Origin of the sequence: Chryseosolibacter indicum, assembly GCF_018598585.1 — a bacterium.
Classification (GTDB): Bacteria; Bacteroidota; Bacteroidia; order Cytophagales; family Cyclobacteriaceae; genus Chryseosolibacter; species Chryseosolibacter indicus.
Genome location: NZ_JAHESD010000034.1, coordinates 28,642 through 49,957 on the forward strand (window position 1 = coordinate 28,642; position 21,316 = coordinate 49,957).

The following is a 21,316-nucleotide window of genomic DNA, read 5'->3' on the forward strand; positions in this document are numbered from 1 at the left end:
TTTAACATTAACAAAACAACCTTTTCAAAAGACTCCTCAAATTGTATTAATAATTCGAACCCAGTAATTTATATATTGTAATGATTCATTACTTCATAGGTGACTTAGGTCACTTTTTTGTTGTTACGTCTTTCATAACAGCGATAGTTTCCGCCTTCACCTATTTTAAAGCTGCTACCAGCACTTCACCACTAGATGGCATCTCGTGGAAACAAAATGGCTTAGTGAGTTTTTATGCTCACGCCATTTCGGTTTTAGGTATATGCGTTACGCTGTTTATTATTATTGCTAACCACTACTTTGAATATCATTACGCTTACAGTCATTCCGACAAAAAATTACCTGCTTACTACCTGATATCTACTTTCTGGAACGGTCAGGAAGGGAGCTTTTTACTATGGATGTTTTGGCATGCTGTACTGGGTATTGTTATTATACATACAAACAAATTTTGGGAGGCTCCGGTAATGACGGTCTTTGCGCTTGTACAGGCATTTCTTGCCTCCATGATTTTGGGCGCTGTAATTCCTGGTATTGACTTCAAGATAGGCAGCTCGCCGTTCATACTCCTTCGGGATGTAATGCAAAATGCACCCATCTTCATAAGTAATCCTGAATTTGTGCCTAGCGATGGAAATGGATTAAATCCGCTACTTCAAAATTACTGGATGGTTATTCATCCTCCTACACTCTTTTTGGGCTTTGCTTCTACGCTTGTTCCTTTCTCCTATTGTATTGCTGGCTTATGGCTTAAGAAATACCATGAGTGGGTAAGGCCGGCTTTGCCGTGGGCTTTGTTCTCAGCTGCAATACTTGGACTTGGTATTTTAATGGGTGGGTATTGGGCCTATGAAACATTAAACTTTGGCGGCTACTGGAACTGGGATCCTGTAGAAAATGCGGTATACGTTCCGTGGTTAATTCTTGTAGGAGCTATCCATACAATGATCACCTACAAGAACAGTGAGACAGCTTTGAAAGCTTCTATTATTCTTGTTATTGCCACTTTTGTATTGATCCTGTATTCTACGTTTCTCACGCGCAGTGGTGTGTTAGGCGAATCTTCGGTTCATTCCTTTACTGATTTAGGTTTATCAGGACAACTACTCATATACCTCTTGTTCTTCCTTTTTGCGGCTATTGTTCTTTGTATTATCAGATGGAAAGAAATACCATCAACAGAAAAAGAAGTAGCAACTTATTCAAGAGAGTTTTGGATTTTTATAGGTGTACTAGTGCTTTGCCTTATGGGTTTCCAGGTACTTATGCCAACGTCTATCCCGGTGTGGAATAAGATCGTAAATCTTTTTGGAGGCGAGTCTAACATGGCGCCGCCCACTGACCAGGTTGGGTTCTACACTAAATTTCAATTATGGTTTGCTGTATTGGTAGCTATTCTTTCTGGTATTGGCCAATTTTTCTGGTGGAAGAAAATGGAACCGAAACAACTTATTAAAGAAGTGCGGGGACCTCTCTTGCTCGCTTTGATTATTGTTGTTGTACTCCTTCAAATCATAATCTTCCAATACGGAACGGATGTTGTAACGAAACCGGGCTTTCTTTTCATTCTGCTATCGGGTGTTATTACTGTTACATTAAATAGTAAGATACTCCTCGCACTACTTAAATCCAGTCCTACGCTTTCAGGTGGGTCCATATCACACATTGGTGTTGGTCTTATGCTTATTGGCATTATGTTCTCTTCGGGGTATTCAAAGGTTGTATCATTAAACAATACTGGATTAATATACCGTCGTGAGGCTAGTGACGAATTTAATCGTGAGAGTCTATTGCTATTTGTTAATGAGCCAAGAACAATGGCTAATTATAAGATCGAATTTAAAGGCGAACGTCTTGAAGCAAGAGAAAGAAGTGGCTATGTGAATCCAAGTGATGTTGAGTTTATGGATGACCCGTACATGGTGGTTGCGAAGAAGGATATAATTTATAATGGGAAAAAGCTCTATCCTGCTAAAGACACTTTTGAGATCTTTCCTGAGAACAGGTACTATGAAGTAAAGCTTACCTCTCAAAGCGGTAAAGAACACAGGCTTTACCCGAGAATACAAGATAACCCTAACATGGGATTGGCTTCATCTCCTGATATAAAAAGAGATGTAACGCGGGACCTATATGCGCACGTGGTTGACCGCAGCCCTCAAGAGGCTGAATGGAGTAAATTGGAAGAGATGAAGATCTCTCCGAACAAAGAGTTCTTCGCTAACGATTATGTTTCTGTTCTTGAAAAGGTAGAACGTATATCTACAGTTGGAGGCGTTAAGCTTGACTCCGCAGACATTGCAGTTAAGGCTTTTATACGCGTTAAGGGTGAGTACCAGGATTACGTGGCAGAACCTGTATTCATTATCAGAAACAGGATGATTGGAAGAATTCCGGATGAAATACGTGACCTGGCGATTCAGTTTACGCTATTGAACATTCACCCTGAAACAAACGAGTTTAGTATTGGGATAAACACAAGGCAAAAAGATTACATTGTGTTAAAAGCACTCGAGAAGCCGCTCATTAATGTGTTGTGGATGGGTACGGTAATGTTGGTAGTTGGCTTTGGAGTTGCTATTGTTAGACGGTATAGAGAATTTCAGAAGATGAAGTTAAAAGGATTGGAGTAAGGGGCCCTCCTAATCTGATTTTGAGACTAGAGATTGGAGACTCGTAGTAGTCATCTTATCCTTATTGTTATCCTATATTGGACGAGAATGACATTATTTCCGACTGTGAAATTTAATTCGGCGCTACTGCCCTGGTTCTCGTTAATCCTGGCTCCGTCCTGGTTCCGTCGTAGCTCCGTCCTTCCTTCGTCCTTACCTTACTGGCTCCTTTTTAAGCCGTTTTGGCAGTAATTCAAAATATTATTTGGAGAAAGAAAAGCTCTTCTATATATCAATAAAAAGCCCTCACAAGGAGGGCTTATATTTCAAGGGATGAAATTGCTTAAGAATTCTTTCTTAGGTAGCTATGGAATCTGCTATATGTGAAATACACAACCAGACCAATTGCCATCCATATTACGGCTACCATAATGGTATATGGATCTAAGCCGGCGATCATTAAAGAACATACGATGATACCTAAGATTGGAACCAAAGGTACAAGTGGTGTTTTAAATGCTCTTTTCAGTTCAGGATTTTTAACCCTCATTACCCAAACCCCTACACAAACCAGAACAAAGGCAAACAGGGTACCGATACTGGTTAAATCTCCGGCCATGCTTCCTGGAACAAAACCACTGAAAACACCTACAAATACAAATAGAATCAGGTTAGACTTATAAGGTGTTCTGAATTTCGGATGAAGGTCAGAGAATACTTTAGGTATAAGACCATCATTTGCCATCGAATAGAATACACGAGACTGTCCGAATAACATAGCCAGGATTACAGAAGAGAATCCGGCAAGGATAGCAATGCTGATTCCTACTTCGAGCCATTCATAGCCTTGCATGTAAGTCTTTATAGCATAAGCAACAGAAGCTTCTTTACCTACAGTTTTAAACTCTTGCCAGTTAGAAATACCGGTGAGCACGTGAGAGAACAATACGTAAAGTATCGTACATACTACCAGTGATCCTAGGATACCAATTGGCATATCGCGTTTTGGATTTTTTGCTTCCTGTGCTGCTGTAGATACGGCATCGAAACCGATGAAGGCGAAGAACACGATACCGGCTCCACCAAGTACGCCTCCCCAGCCAAACTCTCTCCATGTATCATGACCAGGAGTGCCTGCAGGAATAGTATATGGAACGTAATTCTCGGGTTTGATATAACTCCATCCTAAAAAGATGAATACAAGAACAATTACAACTTTTATAAATACGATAATGGCATTAAGGCCTGCTGACTCTGATGTTCCTTTGATAAGGACCAATGTAAGAACAAGAAGGATGATAAGCGCGGGAAGATTCATGATACCCTGATGAACAATGGCATCACTAGCCAGCACCTCAGTGGTAGAGATCAACTTCAGTTCACCTCCAATCATACGGTTTACTGCATACTCGAAAGGTGAGTGACTTAACGAATATGGTATTACACCTCCCAGTAAGTTATTAAGATATTCGCTCCAGGCAATAGAAACAGTAGCCGCACCAAGAGCGTACTCAAGAACCAATGCCCAACCAATAATCCATGCTACGAGTTCGCCCATGGTAGCATAGGCATAAGTGTAAGCACTACCGGCTATCGGAATCATCGATGCAAATTCAGCGTAACATAACCCGGCAAATGCACAACCAACAGCCGCTATAATAAAGGAAATAACTACGGCAGGACCTGCAGCTTCACCTGCAGCAGCAGCTGTTCTTACAAACAGACCAGCACCAATGATGGCACCAATGCCTAACGCAACCAGGTTGCCTGCACCAAGGGTACGTTTTAGTCCCTTGTCAGAATCTCCAGCCTGTGCAAGCAGTTGCGCTAAAGGCTTCTTGATAAACAAACTCATGTAGCTTTTAAGGATTTAGGTTTAACGAACTTCTAAAGGTAATAAGAATAATGAATTTGACTAACAGGCGTTTAGTGAATGGTAGAAAATACTACGTATTCAGGTAAAATTCTTATTGAGGTGGAGAAGGTGGTTTTGAAAGAGAATAGAAAGAGAATAAAAAAGTCTGACCATTTAGATCAGACCTATATTTTAAAATTTCTCATCAAGGTTTGATTGTTCTCCTGGTATCGTCCTTCCCCCGGGCAATACATCATTATCTGAAGTATCGAGTGGTGGGTCTAAGGTATGTTCGGAGAGATGGTCTTCTGCATCTCCCAGTCTATCTTCGTCGTGCTTTTCTTTAAAAAACCTTCTTTGAAACAGAAGTATAATGACAACACCTACGAAAATTGAAGAATCAGCAATGTTAAATACGGGACTAAAAAACAGGAAGTAATCACCACCTACAAACGGAACCCATTCAGGCCAATATAACTCGAAGAGCGGGAAGAATAACATGTCAATTACCTGCCCATGAAACCATGGTGTTGGTGAATCTGCAGGGTGGTTGTTTAACAACACACCATAAAAAGTACTATCAATTACATTACCAACAGCACCACCCAGGATTAAGGCCATACACCAAAGGAAACCAGTATGTGCACCTCTCCTTGCCATCTTCCATAAATAGTAACCGATGCCAATCATGGCAGCGATACGAAACACTGTTAACGCCAGTTTTCCAAATTCGTTGTTCCAACGAATTCCGAAAGCCATACCTGGGTTGAGCAGATAATGAAGACGAAACCAATCGCCAAGGACATTGATCTCCTCATGGAGATACATGTTATTATATACCAAAAGCTTTGATGCCTGATCGATAATAATAACCAGAACAGCAAGAATAAAATATCTGTAAATCTTCATGAGGAGAATAGGCGGCCTATTTACTTATTTATTAACACTGATTTTTACCTTCAACATAAATTCATCCATATCAACTTCAGCAGCATCATTTACCTTTTCTCTGAGTTCAAGGGTTAATGCCTGCGTTTCAGTGCTAATATAGTCTTTAAAGGTATTCAGTGCAGATGTTACCATCTCTCCATCACGCTCTACTTCAATGTTTATCTTATCCAATACCTCGAGACCCATGTCCTTACGAAGATTCTGAATCCGGTTTACAAAATCTCTGGCTATACCTTCTTTTTTCAAATCTTCGGTAACGTTAATATCAAGCGCCACTGTTACACCAGATTCAGTAGCTACCGCCCATCCTGGTATATCTTCTGATGTGATCAGAACATCTTCAAGAACAAGATCAAACCCCTCACGTGATAATTTACCCTGTTTTTCTATGGCAGCGATGTCTTCTTTTGTAAAAGCGGTGATTACAGCAGAGACCTCCTTCATTTTAGGGCCATATTGTTTTCCTAAACGTGCGAAGTTTGGCTTTACCTTTTTCACCAATACACCGGATGTATCATCGATGTATTCAATGCCTTTTACGTTTACTTCTGAAAGGATGATCTCCTCGACTGTTTTAATACGCTTTGCAAATGACTCGTCCAGCACAGGCAGAAGGATCTTCTGCAATGGCGTACGCACTTTGATCTTATGATTCTTCCTGATTGAGTGCACCAATGAACAAATACGTTGTGCATAAGCCATTGACTTCTCAAGTTCTGAATCTATAAGATTCTGATCAGGCTTAACCAGGTCTGTTAAATGAACAGATTCATGACGAAGGGCAGTGTTGTGGGCAACCGCCTTATCCCTGATATTCTCTGTTAAACTTCTATATAAGTATTCGCTAAAGAATGGCGCTATCGGCGACATTAATTGTGAGCACGTAAGAAGACAATCGTACAGTGTTTCGTAGGCTGCTTTCTTATCCTCACTCATTTCACCTTTCCAGAAACGCTTACGATTTAAGCGAACATACCAGTTGGATAAATGATCGTTTACAAAATCTTGTATAGCGCGTGCAGCACGTGTAGGTTCATATTCCTCATACGCCTTTGTTACTTCAATAATCAATGATTGAAGTTTTGAAAGTATCCAACGATCGAGGTTTGTTAAGTTTTTAGGTGATACCTTGTTCTGCTCATCTTTTACATAACCATCGATGTTAGCGTAGAGCACGAAGAAAGAATAAGTGTTTGAGAGTGTGCCAAAGAACCTACGCTGAACTTCTACGATGCCATCAAAATCAAACTTAAGGTTATCCCACGGCGGTGCATTCTCGATCATGTACCAACGCACTACATCAGGGCCATACTTTGCAAGTGTTTCAAAAGGGTTAACAACGTTACCCTTACTCTTCGACATCTTGTTTCCGTTTTTATCAAGAACAAGACCGTTGGAGATTACATTTTTGAAAGCAACGCCACCGTTGTTCACCTTCTTATTAACCGATTGTATTTCGGTGCTGCTTTCGTTAATCATGGTGGCGATAGCATGCAAAGTGAAGAACCATCCGCGTGTCTGGTCTACACCTTCGGCAATGAAATCAGCGGGATAATTCTTTTCAAACACGTCCTTATTCTCGAAAGGATAGTGCCATTGTGCATAGGGCATCGCACCGGAATCAAACCATACATCGATAAGGTCTGTTTCACGAGAAAACACCCTCTCATAAATTTGAGGCCCATTATTCCAACTACCATAAGCCTCCATTTTTTCTATAAAAATCACGCGATCAATATATGGCCTATGCAAATCAATACTATCTATTACAGTTGAAACTGGTACTAGATATTCTAGATAAACTGATGAAGGGATTCCCTTTAGATTCAACTGTTCAGGAGTAATACTTTTTAACTTGCTAAGTTTATCGATTAAAACATTACTATCAAGCAATGAACGTTTCACATTTATACTTGAAGTATCCTTGTAAGCTTCATAGGCAGAGATGAATTTATCAAATAAATTACCTGACTTATTCCTTATCTGTGACTCTAATTCAAAATATTTATCCTCTAGATAAAACCATCCTTGCTGATTAAACTCCTTTAGACTTCCTACTGCAATTAACCTATTTTCATTATCTATAAAGCCTACTTCGGTACGCCAAATAGGAAGTGGTGTTCCCCAATAGCGTGAACGCGACAGGTTCCAATCAACAAGGTTTTCGAGCCAGTTACCAAAACGACCGGTACCTGTTGATTCTGGTTTCCAGTTAATGGTTTTATTAAGTGCTACCATTTTATCCTTTAGTGCCGTGGTTCTGATAAACCATGAATCTAACGGATAATACAGAACTGGTTTGTCTGTTCGCCAGCAATGCGGATAGGTGTGTTCGTATTTCTCGACCTTAAATGCCTTATTCTCTTCTTTAAGGATGATGGAGATGATGACATCTGTATTCTTATAGTCGGGGTTTGACTCATCCTCGCTTGTATAATTCTTTACATAGAAGTCGTCGGCACCAAGAGGCTTGTGTGTTTTGATCTTATACTTCGCTACACCTTCCTTCAGCTTTTCGCCTATGACAGTGATGAATCTTCCTTTACGATCTACAGTAGGCATTTCGTTGCCCGCTTCATCTTTAACAGTCATTGCCGGGATACCATTTTGTTTGGCTACCCGGAAGTCGTCAGCACCAAAGGTTGGCGACGTATGAACAACGCCGGTACCATCTTCTGTAGTAACGAAGTCGCCCGCTACTACCTGGAATGCTTTATCTTCATCATAAAGTGGTTTAACGTAAGGCATGAGTTGCTCATAGCGTACGCCTACCAACTGCTTACCTGTTAACTCCTGCACGACCTGATAAGGTATTGCCTTATCACCAGGTTTATAATCTTCTATTTTAAGATCCTTATTTTTTTCTGAGAAGTACTTACCTACAAGATCTTTGGCCAATACCACACTTACTGGCTTATGCGTATAAGGGTTAAAGGTGTTGAGTTGAACATAGGTGATCTTCTCTCCAATAGTTAATGCTGTATTTGAAGGAAGCGTCCAAGGTGTTGTTGTCCATGCCAGGATGTAAACGGATTTAAAGTCACCTTTTAATGCACCAAATAAGAATTCAGATTTTGCATCTTTTTTAACCTCAAACTGTGCTACTATTGATGTGTCTTTAACTTCCTTATAACAGCCGGGTAAGTTTAGCTCGTGGGAGCTAAGACCTGTTCCGGCACCTGGGGAATAGGGCTGGATGGTGTATCCTTTATATAGTAATTTCTTGTCGTAAAGCTGCTTGAGCAGCCACCATAACGATTCGATGTATTCTTTCTCGTAAGTGATGTATGGACTGTTGAGATCGACCCAATATCCCATTTTACGGGTAAGGTCATCCCACTGATCTTTATACATCATTACCGTTTCGCGGCACTTCTTGTTATATTCTTCAACAGAGATCTTCTTGCCGATATCGTCTTTAGTAATACCGAGCAGTTTCTCAACCTGCAATTCCACAGGCAAGCCATGGGTATCCCAACCGCCTTTACGTTTTACCTGGAAGCCCTGTAATGTTTTGTAGCGGCAGAAAATATCCTTAACGGTACGCGCCATTACGTGGTGAATACCGGGAGTACCATTTGCTGATGGCGGTCCTTCATAGAAGGTGAAGGTTTCGGCACCCTCTCTATTTCCTACAGATTTCTCAAAGATTTGCTCCTTGTTCCAGAAATCCAGTACTTCCTCAGCAACTTTTGCAAAATTAAGCTCCTTAAATTCTTTGTATTTTCCTGCCATGATGTTGAAAAACAGCGGTATAGTGTGAATAAGACCGCAAAGATATTCTATAAAAAACGAATTTCGAAGTAAGAATTACGATCAATACGATCCAATGTAGTCAATGGTCAATAGTCAATGGTAAAACCAGGACTTCTACTTGTTTAACTCTTTTTATATAGAATTAGTTGAGGAAAATATAAATTATCCGATTCATTGACCAATGACTGTTAACTGACTATTCCGCAGCAGAATGTCTGTTATGGATGGTGATGCGGCTTAGGTCTATTTCTTCGTCGTCTTGCTCGCCGTAGAACGATGAATCAAAATCATCGATTAGGAGGTATTCGCCTTTTTTCTTCTTGGGTTTATCAAAAGTCATGATAAGCGCCGGTAAAAGAATAAGGTTTGTAAACATCGAAATAACGAGCGTGGTTGACGTAAGCAATCCAAGTGCTATTGTTCCTCCAAAATCAGAGAAGGCAAAAATGATGAACCCGGCAAACAACACGATGGAAGTATACATGATACTCTTACCCGTTTCGAGGATGCTATCGGTTATTGCCAACGGTATATTAAACTTATTTGACAATATCTCCTGACGGTATTTTGCCAGGAAGCGAATCGAGTTATCTACTGAGATACCAAAAGTGATACTGAAAATAAGGGCAGTACTGGCTTTAAGCGGAATATTGAAAAAGCCCATAAGACCTGCGGTAATCATTAACGCCAAAAGATTTGGAATAAGGGAGATGACGATCATTCTTACATTGGCAAAAAGTACTGCCATGGAAAGTGTAATAAGGATAAACGCCAGCAATAAACTCTCCTGAAGGTTCGCGATCAGAAACTTGTTTCCTTTGATGAAGATCTTAGTAGATCCTGTTATGGCCGTGGTGATCGAATCCTTTTCTGTTGAAACAAAGATTTCCTTCATCTTTGGTTCAATTGAGTGATGCACCAGTGAATCGAGCTTTACAGAACCGATATCCGCAATCTGGCATGAGATCCTGATCTTACTGAATGTAGAATCAACAAAAGATCTGACGAGACTTCCTTTCGTATTATTCTTTGCCGTTTCACCACCCACTTCTATTTTGTTTTTGGCGTCTGCGCTAAAAACATCACTCTTCATAATATACTTCTGTATAAAAGCCCCCTCACTTTTACTTGAAGGAATTGCATATCGTGATGGGTTGTTATTATAAAAAGCTTGCTTAGAAGCTTTCACAAAACTTATCAGTGACACTGGCTTCGACAATTGAGGAAGAGAATCCAGGTAAGTTTCGAATGCGTCAACCTTCTGCATATTGTTTAAATCGAGCACTGGACGCCTCTTTTTTGATTTAAATTCCACCACCATTTCCAACGGCATAATACCGCTGAAGTTAGCTTCGAAGAATTTTAAATCTCTTTTTACGGGACTGTCTTCAGGAACGTCATCAACCATATAAGAAACAGAACGCAGCTGTAAAATGCCTATTACTGATACGATTGCCAGCACAACGGATGTGGCATAAATTGCAACTCTTTGCTTACGTACAATGAGGTCTATGTCTTTCAGGAATCGCCCCATAATCCTGAAATTCAAATGTCGCAGGTGTTTTTCAGACGGTGTAGGAAGCCATGAAAAGATACCAGGGATCATGATAAGGCTTACAATAAACAGCACCATGATGTTAATTCCGGCAACTATACCAAACTCACGAAGGATAATAATATCGGTAGCAAGCAGTGTAAGGAAGCCAATTGCAACGGTAAGGTTAGTGAGAAATGTAGCCAAGCCCATCTTCTTCACTACACCTGTGATTGCTTCTACTTTGTTTTGCGTTTTGGCGAATTCGAGATGGTATTTATTAAGCAGGTAAATGGCATTTGTAATTCCTATGGTTACAATAACAGGTGGTATTAAGCCACTTAGCAGTGTGATCTTGTAACCGAAGATAGCGAGGGTACCGAGAGTCCATATTACTACAATGGCAATAATGATCATTGAAAAAAGAACGGCTCTGAATGAGCGGAAGAACAGGAACATGATAAGTCCTGTGATAATTGCCGACGCGATAAGAAAAAACCTCATTTCATTCTTCACCTGCCCAGCTACTAGGGCCCTAATAAACGGAAGGCCTGCATAATGTAGTTGTATTTTTGAGGTTTCTTCAAACTGTTTTCCCTTCTCTAAAAGAGAGGTGATAAGTGCTTCGCGCTTTGAAGAGTTCATTACCTCTTTTTGAACAGAAATGAGCATCATGGTGGCGCCATTAGCAGAATTTACAAGCTGGCTCATGTAAAATTTCTGATCCCCTGCCTTACTGAGAAGACTATCAAATTCCGCTTCTGAATTTATCCTTTTAGGAAAGGCATCAGCGAGATAAAATTTATCTTCAACGGTGTCTTTCATGATAACCTTCATGACAGGTAATGCGATTACCTCATTAACACCAGATAACTTTCTTACTTCCTGAACGAGCTTTCTGAATGCCTCAAAGTTCTGCAATTGATATACGGAACTATCTTTTACCCCTACAGCAATAATATTCCCATCTTCACCGAACTGGGCTTTAAACTGGTTTAGCATCACCATGTCAGGGTCATCAAGAGGAACTGTTCGGGCAAAATCGTAGCTCATTTGTACCCGTGAAGCGTAGTAACCCATCACTACGGTAATGAGTCCTATAACAACAATGAGGGCTAAACGGAACTGAATAACAAAGCGGGCAATACTATTCCACATGATGCAGAAGATGAAAGATTAAGTCGGCAAAGCTAATGAATTAAATGGCAAAATTTAGATAGAATTTAAGCAATTAGAGCCAAGTACTATTTCTCATAATATTGGAAATTAAGTACTTATAATGAGATTAAAGACAAATAAAATACTTCTGACTCGCGGTTTACACGAGGAATCTTTTAAAGTAAACTAGAAATGTAGAACCTTCATTGGGTTGACTTTTAATATCAATTTTGCCACCCATTGCTTCTACCTGTGTTCTTACAAGATACAAACCTAAGCCTCTGCCTTCCATATGCAGATGGAATCGTTTGTATAAATTAAATACATTGTGCTTATGCTTTGAAAGATCAATGCCTAATCCATTATCAGTAATGCTTAAACATATGTATTCATCTTCAATGTGCGTCTCGAGAAGAATAAAGGGCATACGTTCCGGAGCGCGGTATTTAATTGCATTACTGATTAAGTTGTATAAAATGCTTTCAATATAGGGCCCAACAGCATATACACTTTCTGCTTCTGAAAAATTATCTGCTATTACTGCATGTGTGTCCTCAATCTCTTTCTCCAAAAAGCGCTTCACTCTTTCGAGGGTGTCGCGAAGATTAACAAGCGTCAGATTACTTGTCTGCCTTCTGATATTTAAAATTGTATTTAAATCACGGATAACAAAATCAAGATCATGCGTTGAGGCAACAAGTTTCTCCATGGCAATCTGCTTGTCATCCTCGGTATGACTGATCTGTATAAGATTAGCCAGACCCATGATCCGGGTAAGTGGCGCCCTGAGATTATGCGCGGCGATAAAGGCGAACTGCTCCAGCTGATTATTCTGTTCCAGCAGGTGTTTATTAGCCTCGCGTAGTTCTTCTGTTCTTTTCCCAACATCTGTCCTGAGTTGCTCATTCATTTGCTGGATTTCCTGATGCTGAAGCTCGATTGTTTTCTGGGCCTCATAAAGCTGTTTATTCTGTATGGCTAAAGCATCGCGATGGGCTGCAAGTTCTTCGCTTTGGGCTATAATCTCTTCGTTTTGAGCAGTAATCTCCTGTACGCGCTCATTTATCTTTCGTTCCAGTATTACGTTTTGCTCTAGCAAGATCTTGTTTCTTTCGTCCTGGGCTTCGCGAAGCATTTCTGATAGGTTTATGATACGGGCAGACCTTATTGCCGTATATATGAGCGTAGGCACACAAATAATAAAGAGTAAAATTTGAAGCAGTTGATTTCTAAAAAGTGCTGACTCATATTTTGCCTGTGCTCTTTTATCAAGCTGATCAATAAAATTGCCGATATGACTTTCAACCTGCAGATACATCCACCATAAATGCGCTCCCCTATCTTCAGCAAAGCTTGTTTTGAATTCCTCATCTTTTCCCTCATCCAGCAAGTCCATAAGACGAGCGCTGTAATTGGCATAGGAAATCAGTGAATCTTTGAAGATGTTATATTCTTCAAAATTGTAGTCTAGCGCTTTCAACGGCTTTTCGACATTGGTGAAAATGCTATCCATCCAGTGCATGCCGGTGCGCAGCGGTTGCCCGAACTTAGGTGTCTTTACAATGGCGTAGCCACGAAGACCAATATCGATAGAGTGAATAACAGATTTCCCTATTTGATCATAATAAATGCGGATCTTCTCTATTTCTTCCTGGACTTTTCTGTTTTCAGAAATAATGTTGTTATTAATTCCCGTAAGGATAATGTTTAGCACCAGCAGTATACTAATAAGTGCTACAACAAGGTAAATGATGTTTTTACGGGGCTGCAAACGCATTCAATAGGGTATAAAAATCGTTCTATATTTTAATACTTGTATAAATCTTAACTACTTAACTATTAATAAGAAGGTAAACCTCAGAAAGCGATCCCTTTAATTTTTCTGTATAAAGAAAGCGCATGCCTGTCGGTTAAGCCAGATATAAAATCGATAATGTAACGAAGCATAATATAGTTGTTTTGCGGATTTGTCTCAATAGTTGTGACAATTTCAGCAGGAAACAAAAGGGCAAGGTTGTCATATTTTCTAGAATTCTTCTTTTGCATCAAATAAGAACCAGTTTTTACAAACTCTTCCAGCAAACCGGGTAACACTTCATGGCCCGATGCTTCTATTTCGACAACATTCTTCGATCTATAAATCTTTTCTACAGAGACATTGATTATTTCCTTTAAAGCGGCTCTTGACGAGCAAACATCTGCCAATGCGGTATCGAAAGTACCTTCCAGAATTTGTTTTTCATGGTCGAGGAACAATGCCGAACATTCGCGTGTAAGGTCTCCGATTGCAAGGGCTCTTAAGTAACCTGTTTTCTCCTCGCGGCTTGTTAGCTGATTCAGTTTACCCAATTTATCGCGACTAAACGAAATTACACCTTCAAACAGATCCTTGGCTTCTGTGTAAGACACCAGCCCCAGGCTGCAACCATCTTCCAGATCGATGATGCTGTAACAAATATCATCTGCAGCTTCTACCAGGAAAGCGAGCGGATGCCTTATCCAACTTTGTGCTGAGGAGGGTATCAAGCCTAATTCATCGGCAACAAGCCTGAACATTTCTGCCTCTGACTGAAAGAAACCAAATTTCTTTTGACTTCTTTTCGACTTATCTCTCTCCTTAAATAAAGCCTGGCAGGGATATTTTGTGAAGGCACCTAGGGTGGCTGCCGTTAGTTTTAATCCGTATTGATTCTTGTTCAAAATCCTAAAACCTTGTGCATTGCCTTCAAATCGCATTAAATCTTCCCATTCTGCCTCATCTACGAGACCTTTAAACTGCTGTCCTACTGCATTTTCTATAAAGAAATCAGAGATGGCATTTTCTCCTGCATGTCCAAACGGTGGGTTGCCCAGGTCGTGAGCTAACGAGGCAGAGGCTACAATTGCGCCGATATCCAACGATGTAAACTGTTCGCGTAAGGCAGAGTTACGTTGAAGTATAACCTCCCCTACTGTTCTCCCCAGTGATCTTCCGACACTAGATACCTCAAGGCTATGCGTGAGTCTTGTATGTACGAAATCATGTATGGGCAGCGGATGCACCTGTGTCTTATCCTGCAACCTTCTGAACGGGTGAGAGAAAATAATACGATCAAAATCCTGTTCAAAAGCACTTCGAGACTGATGTGCATCTGAAGGCCTGCGTTGGCCAATGCGATGAGAAGAAAGCAATTTAATCCAATCCACTACTAAAAGTTTTAGCGGCAAGTTTAATACTAATATTCGGTTCTGTATGAATAAAAGACGCTGACTGGTAACGAATCGGGAAATTTACGTAATGAAGAACCCAGATCTCACACGTCAAGGTAACGTTACTTTAAATTATAGGAACAATTTTTTAACCAGTTGACTCATATAAAACACGGTGCTATGAGCGTGGATAAAAAACTTTTGGATGACATTAACAGTGAAAACAGAGTTAATGAAGTAATTGCACGTGACGAAGAAAAGAGAAACACGACGGAGAAGGCAATACCGCTGGCTGAAACAGAGGATTTGATTCGTCAGCTTCCAAAGGATCATAACGGAAGAAACAACTGGCTCTCACAGTTTGGTATATCCGATGAAGCAGAAGAAATTCGGCATGGCAGGAACGAATCTACTTCTTAGTTGGATGTTGCCTTGCCTGTTAGCAGAGATGTTAGGCGGTGCCTAAAGATTGTTAGGTTAAGAATTTTTAATCAGACTCTAAGATTTTTAATAAATGCTAATAACAAGCATTTTCAAAAAAAATATTTGAATAAGCACTCCATCATTCTATAGCTATGCTTTCAATTAATAAATTTGTAGAAGTCCTTAGCTTAATACATGACAACAAACTACAACGAGGCTGTCTCGACCAGGTATCACATTTATAACAGCCTTTTTTTAAATCTCCCATATTCCGGGATTTACAGAACAGGTACATTACTTCCATTACTGCAACAAGCTTGTGAGGCTGGTTTTGAAAAGGGAAAGGATCCGAAATCTATCATAAAAAAGTTCTTTAGCGATTTTACGCCGAGTGCTTCACGTGACGAACAATTCGATCTGCTATTCAATTTTATTCAATATACAGAACGTCAGGTAGTATTATTTGATTCTATTGAAGATGCTGCATTTGAAGAAATAAATGACCTTAACGGAAGAGGAACTATTAATGCGCTTTTAATACGTGCTCAATCAGAAGGTGTTATTGAAGATTTAAAACGAAAGCTACAAGATTTCAGTGTTCGTCTTGTTCTTACCGCACACCCTACGCAATTCTATCCTGGGAACGTTCTTGCTATTATTAATGATCTCGAAGAAGCGATAAGAGAAGGACGACTTGAAGATATTAATCTTCTTTTGCGCCAGCTTGGAAAAACTGCTTTTATCAATCGCGAGAAGCCTACGCCATACGATGAGGCTGTAAGTCTTTGCTGGTTTTTAGAAAATGTATTTTATCATACCATTCCTACCATTGTTCAAAAGCTATTTAGCGGCTTGCAGATAAATGCAGAAGAATGGAAGAACTTTGATCTTATCAAGATCGGCTTCTGGCCTGGTGGAGACAGGGATGGTAATCCGTTTGTTACCCATGAGATAACGCGCAAGGTAGCACAACATCTTAAAAGAACTTTGATGCGTTGCTACTATAGAGACGCCCGTTTTCTTAAAAGAAGATTAACCTTTAAGGGCGTTGATAGCATTATCGCTGATGTTGAGCGTAAGATATATCCATTGGCGTATGGAATAGGTGATGGTGAAGTGTATACAAATCCTAGTGAGCTCCTTGAAGACCTGTTAAAAGCAAGAAAGTTGCTTATTGAAGATCACCGAGGTCTTTTCCTGGATTTGCTTGATGAGTTTATTCTTAAAGTAAGGATCTTCTGTTTCAATTTCGCTAGCATGGATATCCGGCAGGATAGTCGCAAACATGGTTATGCATGGGAGGCTATTCTTAAACAACTCCAAGCTAAAGACAAAAAACTAAAGAACTTTAATCAGCTATCGGAAGAAGAACAAATTAATACACTACTTAAGCTGAAGTTTAAACCTGCGTCTTTAAAATTTGATGATCCCTTCGTTACGGAGCTTATTGAAAGTATTGAAGTAATCAAAGATATACAGGCGCAGAACGGAACCGAGGGATGTCATCGCTATGTGATCAGCAATTGCCAGTCTGCAGTAGATGTTATCAGGGTTTACCAACTCGCTAAATTACTTCTTGCCAAAGGCGATGAACTCAACCTTGACATTGTACCGCTATTCGAGACGATTGAAGACCTTGCTTCTGCAGCTGATGTAATGCGTTCTCTATACAGTATTCCTAAATATCGTGAACACATAGAACGCAGGGGTAACAAGCAAACTATTATGCTTGGATTTTCTGATGGAACAAAGGATGGTGGATATTTACGTGCTAATTGGTCGATTTTCAGAGCTAAAGAAAACCTGACACTGCTGTCGCGCGAGTACGGCATCACAGCAGTATTCTTCGATGGTAGAGGAGGTCCTCCTGCGCGTGGCGGAGGAAATACTCATGACTTTTATGCCTCTTTGGGTGATACTATAGAAGATAAAGAAGTTCAAATAACTATTCAGGGACAAACGATAAGCTCAAATTTTGGAAAGCTGCCTTCGTGCCAATTCAATTTAGAGCAATTGCTATCTGCCGGCATTGAGAATAGCGTTTTCAAGAAAAGAAAAGTACAATTATCAGATACGGAAAAGCAATTGCTTGAGTCATTGGCAGAGGCCGGCTACAAAGCTTACCTTGAATTGAAGCATCACAACAAGTTTGTTCCATACCTGGAGAAGATGACACCACTTCCTTTCTTTGGTGATACGAACATAGGATCGCGACCCGTAAAAAGAAATCAGGGCGATAGCCTTAAGTTCGAAGACCTTCGTGCCATACCCTTTGTTGGAAGTTGGGCGCAGATGAAACAGAACATCCCCGGATTTTACGGTGTGGGCAGCGCCTTACAGCAGATCAAGAAAGAAGGTAAGTTAAATGAAGTGAAAAGATTATATAACCAATCACTTTTCTTCAGGACACTGTTGGCAAACAGTATGATGTCATTAACAAAAACCTATTATCCTGCTACAGCATATATTGGAAAGGATAAGGAGTTTGGAGAGTTCTGGAAGATCATGCATGATGAGTATAAACTTTCCGTTAAAATGATTCTTGAGGTCTCTGGTCTCTCGGAGTTAATGCAGAACAACCCGATCAATCGTGACTCAGTTAAGCTTAGAGAAAGAATCGTGCTTCCGTTGATAACCATACAACAATTTGCGTTGCAGCAATTAAGAAATATGGAAGCTACGGAGAAGCAGTACGAGAAGCAGTATCGAAAACTTGCCTTACGATGCATGTTCGGAATAATAAATGCTGCACGTAATTCAGCTTAAGAGCTTTCAGATACAATCAATGGACCTTCAGCTTCTTATTAGAAACTATAGACGCGAAGAAATTACTATTAATCCTACAAGCGCCAACATCTACGCGGTGATACTCATGATGCCGATGATGTTGGCGCTTGGACTTCCCTACTATCTTTTATGGAAGGAAAACTTTACTGCGGAACGGATTACTGTCTTTGTTGCGGCAAATAAACAGTTAGTTACCTATAGTGCACCAATTATAATTTGTACCATGATCATTGGCGTTATCCTGCATGAATTGATACATGGCATAACCTGGGCCTGTTTTGCGAAAGATGGATTTAAATCAATCAAATTCGGAATAATATGGAAAGTGCTTACACCTTACTGTCATTGCACAGAACCATTAACAATTAAAAATTATATAACAGGAGGCATTATGCCTGCTGTTGTGTTAGGATTTGCACCCGCCGTCATTGGATTAGTAACAGGACATCTTGCTTTTTTTACTTTTGGCCTATTCTTCACTACTGCCGCCGCAGGAGATTTTATGGTCATCTTTCTTTTAAGGAAAGAGGATAAAAATAGTTTTGTTCAGGACCATCCGAGTAAAATAGGATGTTATATCTTCAGAAAATAGATGCGGAGTCTCTACTATCTAAACAGTCTGTTACTTTTTTCATTTTTTCGGTGTTTTTCCTTGGTTCTACCCCTTATTCCCTGACACTTCCCTGAGACTTCTCTGAGACTTCCCTGAGACTAGCCTGAGACTTCCCTGAGACTCGTGCTATTTTTCTCCTGCTTTATTACAAGTTGTAATTAAGGGTTATGGAAGAAAAGGCGGATTTAGACATCGGAGGGTTTTGTCAAGATTTAACAGAAGAGGTTTATTTGTGTGAACTAAAAAGGCTTTGTGAATTTATGAGGCGATATACATATTTGGGAGATAAGCTTACTGATGGAGCACTAAAAGGTGCTGGATGTTATGCCATTGAAAGGCAAGATGGAAAATGCATCAGGGGAAGGAACGGAACTATGCTGGTGTAGATTAACGGATATCGTCATGTAGTTATTGGCAGGTTATTAAGAAAAGTAGCCCATACATAACAATGTCCTCTATCAAGACACAAGCACCAAAATCAGCAATACTTTTCTATAGCCATAGCAACGCCATCTTCAATGCTTTTCAATGTTATTTCTTTAGCAATTGCTTTTACCTCATCACGTGCATTGCTCACTGCTATTCCAAGTCCGGAAATTTGCAGTAAGTCGATATCGTTATAATTATCCCCAAAAGACATAGCATCTTGTGGTTTCAAACCATACATCTTTCTCAGGAGAAGTTCTAAAGCGGTTGCCTTTGAAATCCTTTTTGCGGCAATCTCTAAATATGTTGGCCTTGAGCGATAGATGTTTAAGTGGCTACTTAGTTGTTGCCCGAGCTGTTTCTCCAGTACATCCATTTCTTGCTCAGGGCCCATAAACATTACTTTATGCGCACCAGAGTTAGTTGCGATCCAACCTTCTACTACTTTATTCGGATCCTTAATAACCGGTTCTACCTTGGTTATTTTTGCTTCTCGTTCAGCCCAATAATCCATAGCAGGTGCATACCAATTATCTTCAAAATAAAGACTTGCATGAATGGATGTCTTCTCTATCATAGACAACATGCCCGCGCAAATATCCGCCGGTATAAAAACAGATTCGAATACCTGGGGATTAAGAGATCCGTCTGCGTAATGAATCACATACCCACCATTATATGCGATGAGTGGGTAATGCAGAATATCCAACTGCTTTTGCAGATGCGTCATGGCACTGGGCATACGTGAGGAAGCCAGTATTACAGGAATCTTACTACTAACTTTTTTAATTGCAGCGATTGTGCGATCAGAAAGTTCTCTTCTATTATCAAGCAACGTTCCATCAATATCAGTACAAATAGCTTTAACTGCCACGAAATAGTAAGGGGTTTAATAAGTTATAGTATTATTATGATCAACAAGTGATTCAAAAAATGTTAATGTGGTTTTTAGTGTACGGTGATCAGGGTACGAGTCTGTTTTACCAATTGTCCGAAAGGTTTAATTGAAAGACCATTATGGCTAACAAGTTTTTCAAACGCTTCTGTATGTTGAGGTTCAACGGCAATCAATAGGCCACCACTGGTTTGAGGATCTGCAAGAATTGCTTTTTGTTGTTCTGTTATGGCACTGATCTTAGTACCATAGCTATCCCAATTTCGTGTTGTTCCACCAGGAATACTTTTCTGAGATATGTAGTTTTGAAGAAAATCAAATTGAGGCACTCTATTAAACTCTATTTCTGCTGACAGACTACTTCCCTCACAAACCTCACTTAAATGACCAAGCAAGCCAAAACCTGTTACATCCGTCATCGCTGTTACATAAGGAAGTTTTCCTAATTCCGCTCCGAATTTATTTAAGGTGAGCATAGTATCTGTAGCCATTTTCAAATGAGCTTCTTCAACAATTCCTTTCTTTTGTGCTGTAGTTACTATTCCGATGCCTAATGGCTTTGTGAGATACAGCAAGCAACCTTCTTTTGCTGTGTCGTTGCGCTTAAGGTTCTCCTTTCGCAATTTACCTGTTACAGCTAAGCCGAACACAGGTTCAGGGCAATCTATACTATGCCCGCCTGCAAGCGGAATACCTGCCTTTGCACATACACTGCGGCTACCATCCAAAACATATTTAGCAACTTCAGCAGGAACTTTGTTAATAGGCCATCCTAAAATAGCAATGGCCATCACCGGCTCTCCTCCCATGGCGTAAATATCACTAATGGCGTTTACGGAAGCTATTGCACCAAAAGTAAATGGATCATCGACAATAGGCATAAAGAAATCGGTGGTACTCACAACACAGTTTCCGTCGCCTAAATCATACACTGCGGCATCATCTTTAGATTCATTTCCTACCAATAAAGAAGGAAAAGACATTTTAGGAAAATCAGAATGTAGAATTTTATCTAAAATTGCAGGAGATATCTTACAACCACAACCAGCCCCATGGCTATATTGTGTTAATTTAACTTGTTCCATGAGTGCAAATTTATGAACTTATCGGTCGCAGA

At 40.0% G+C, this 21,316-nt stretch carries 13 protein-coding genes; 5 read left to right on the top strand and 8 right to left on the bottom strand.

The window, feature by feature from the left end; all coding sequences use genetic code 11:
• The first annotated feature begins 80 nt into the window (after positions 1-80).
• Positions 81-2,633 carry a cytochrome c biogenesis protein CcsA gene (gene ccsA, locus KK060_RS14875; protein ID WP_254154546.1) on the top strand — a complete coding sequence of 851 codons (2,553 nt, stop codon included), beginning with the start codon at positions 81-83 and terminating at the stop codon, positions 2,631-2,633.
• A gap of 322 nt (positions 2,634-2,955) precedes the next feature.
• Here the strand turns inward: ccsA and KK060_RS14880 are convergent, their stop codons facing one another.
• From KK060_RS14880 to KK060_RS14905, 6 genes are all read right to left on the bottom strand, one after another.
• Positions 2,956-4,467, bottom strand: coding sequence for an amino acid permease (locus KK060_RS14880; RefSeq protein ID WP_254154547.1), 1,512 nt, complete (start codon positions 4,465-4,467; stop codon positions 2,956-2,958).
• Positions 4,468-4,659: 192 nt separating this feature from the next.
• Positions 4,660-5,376 carry a lipoprotein signal peptidase gene (locus KK060_RS14885; protein ID WP_254154548.1) on the bottom strand — a complete coding sequence of 239 codons (717 nt, stop codon included), beginning with the start codon at positions 5,374-5,376 and terminating at the stop codon, positions 4,660-4,662.
• 24 nt (positions 5,377-5,400) lie between these two features.
• Entirely contained in the window at positions 5,401-9,153 is a 3,753-nt protein-coding gene (locus KK060_RS14890) for an isoleucine--tRNA ligase (RefSeq protein ID WP_254154549.1), read from the bottom strand.
• 217 nt (positions 9,154-9,370) lie between these two features.
• Complete coding sequence (locus KK060_RS14895) at positions 9,371-11,866, bottom strand: efflux RND transporter permease subunit (RefSeq protein ID WP_254154550.1); 2,496 nt, start codon at positions 11,864-11,866, stop codon at positions 9,371-9,373.
• A 160-nt stretch (positions 11,867-12,026) separates the two neighbouring features.
• A complete protein-coding gene (locus KK060_RS14900) occupies positions 12,027-13,643 on the bottom strand; it encodes a sensor histidine kinase (protein WP_254154551.1) in 1,617 nt (538 codons plus the stop codon).
• An 80-nt stretch (positions 13,644-13,723) separates the two neighbouring features.
• Positions 13,724-15,052 carry a deoxyguanosinetriphosphate triphosphohydrolase gene (locus tag KK060_RS14905; protein ID WP_254154552.1) on the bottom strand — a complete coding sequence of 443 codons (1,329 nt, stop codon included), beginning with the start codon at positions 15,050-15,052 and terminating at the stop codon, positions 13,724-13,726.
• Between the two features lie 183 nt (positions 15,053-15,235).
• Here KK060_RS14905 and KK060_RS14910 point away from each other — a divergent pair, with 183 nt between their 5' ends.
• The 4 genes from KK060_RS14910 (at position 15,236) to KK060_RS25065 (ending at position 19,264) form a co-directional block, all read left to right on the top strand.
• A complete protein-coding gene (locus tag KK060_RS14910; RefSeq protein WP_254154553.1) occupies positions 15,236-15,475 on the top strand; it encodes a hypothetical protein in 240 nt (79 codons plus the stop codon).
• A gap of 198 nt (positions 15,476-15,673) precedes the next feature.
• A complete protein-coding gene (locus tag KK060_RS14915; protein ID WP_254154554.1) occupies positions 15,674-18,244 on the top strand; it encodes a phosphoenolpyruvate carboxylase in 2,571 nt (856 codons plus the stop codon).
• Positions 18,222-18,857: a DUF3267 domain-containing protein gene (locus KK060_RS14920; RefSeq protein WP_254154555.1), complete on the top strand. Its 636-nt coding sequence runs from the start codon at positions 18,222-18,224 to the stop codon at positions 18,855-18,857. Before KK060_RS14915 ends, KK060_RS14920 begins: the two co-directional genes overlap by 23 nt.
• 281 nt (positions 18,858-19,138) lie before the next feature.
• Positions 19,139-19,264, top strand: coding sequence for a hypothetical protein (locus KK060_RS25065; protein WP_302180094.1), 126 nt, complete (start codon positions 19,139-19,141; stop codon positions 19,262-19,264).
• Positions 19,265-19,356: 92 nt separating this feature from the next.
• Here the strand turns inward: KK060_RS25065 and KK060_RS14925 are convergent, their stop codons facing one another.
• Both KK060_RS14925 and selD read right to left on the bottom strand, forming a co-directional pair.
• Positions 19,357-20,178, bottom strand: a complete 822-nt coding sequence (locus KK060_RS14925; RefSeq protein ID WP_254154556.1) for a Cof-type HAD-IIB family hydrolase — start codon at positions 20,176-20,178, stop codon at positions 19,357-19,359.
• A 74-nt stretch (positions 20,179-20,252) separates the two neighbouring features.
• A complete protein-coding gene (selD, locus tag KK060_RS14930) occupies positions 20,253-21,284 on the bottom strand; it encodes a selenide, water dikinase SelD (protein WP_254154557.1) in 1,032 nt (343 codons plus the stop codon).
• Positions 21,285-21,316: the final 32 nt, after the last annotated feature.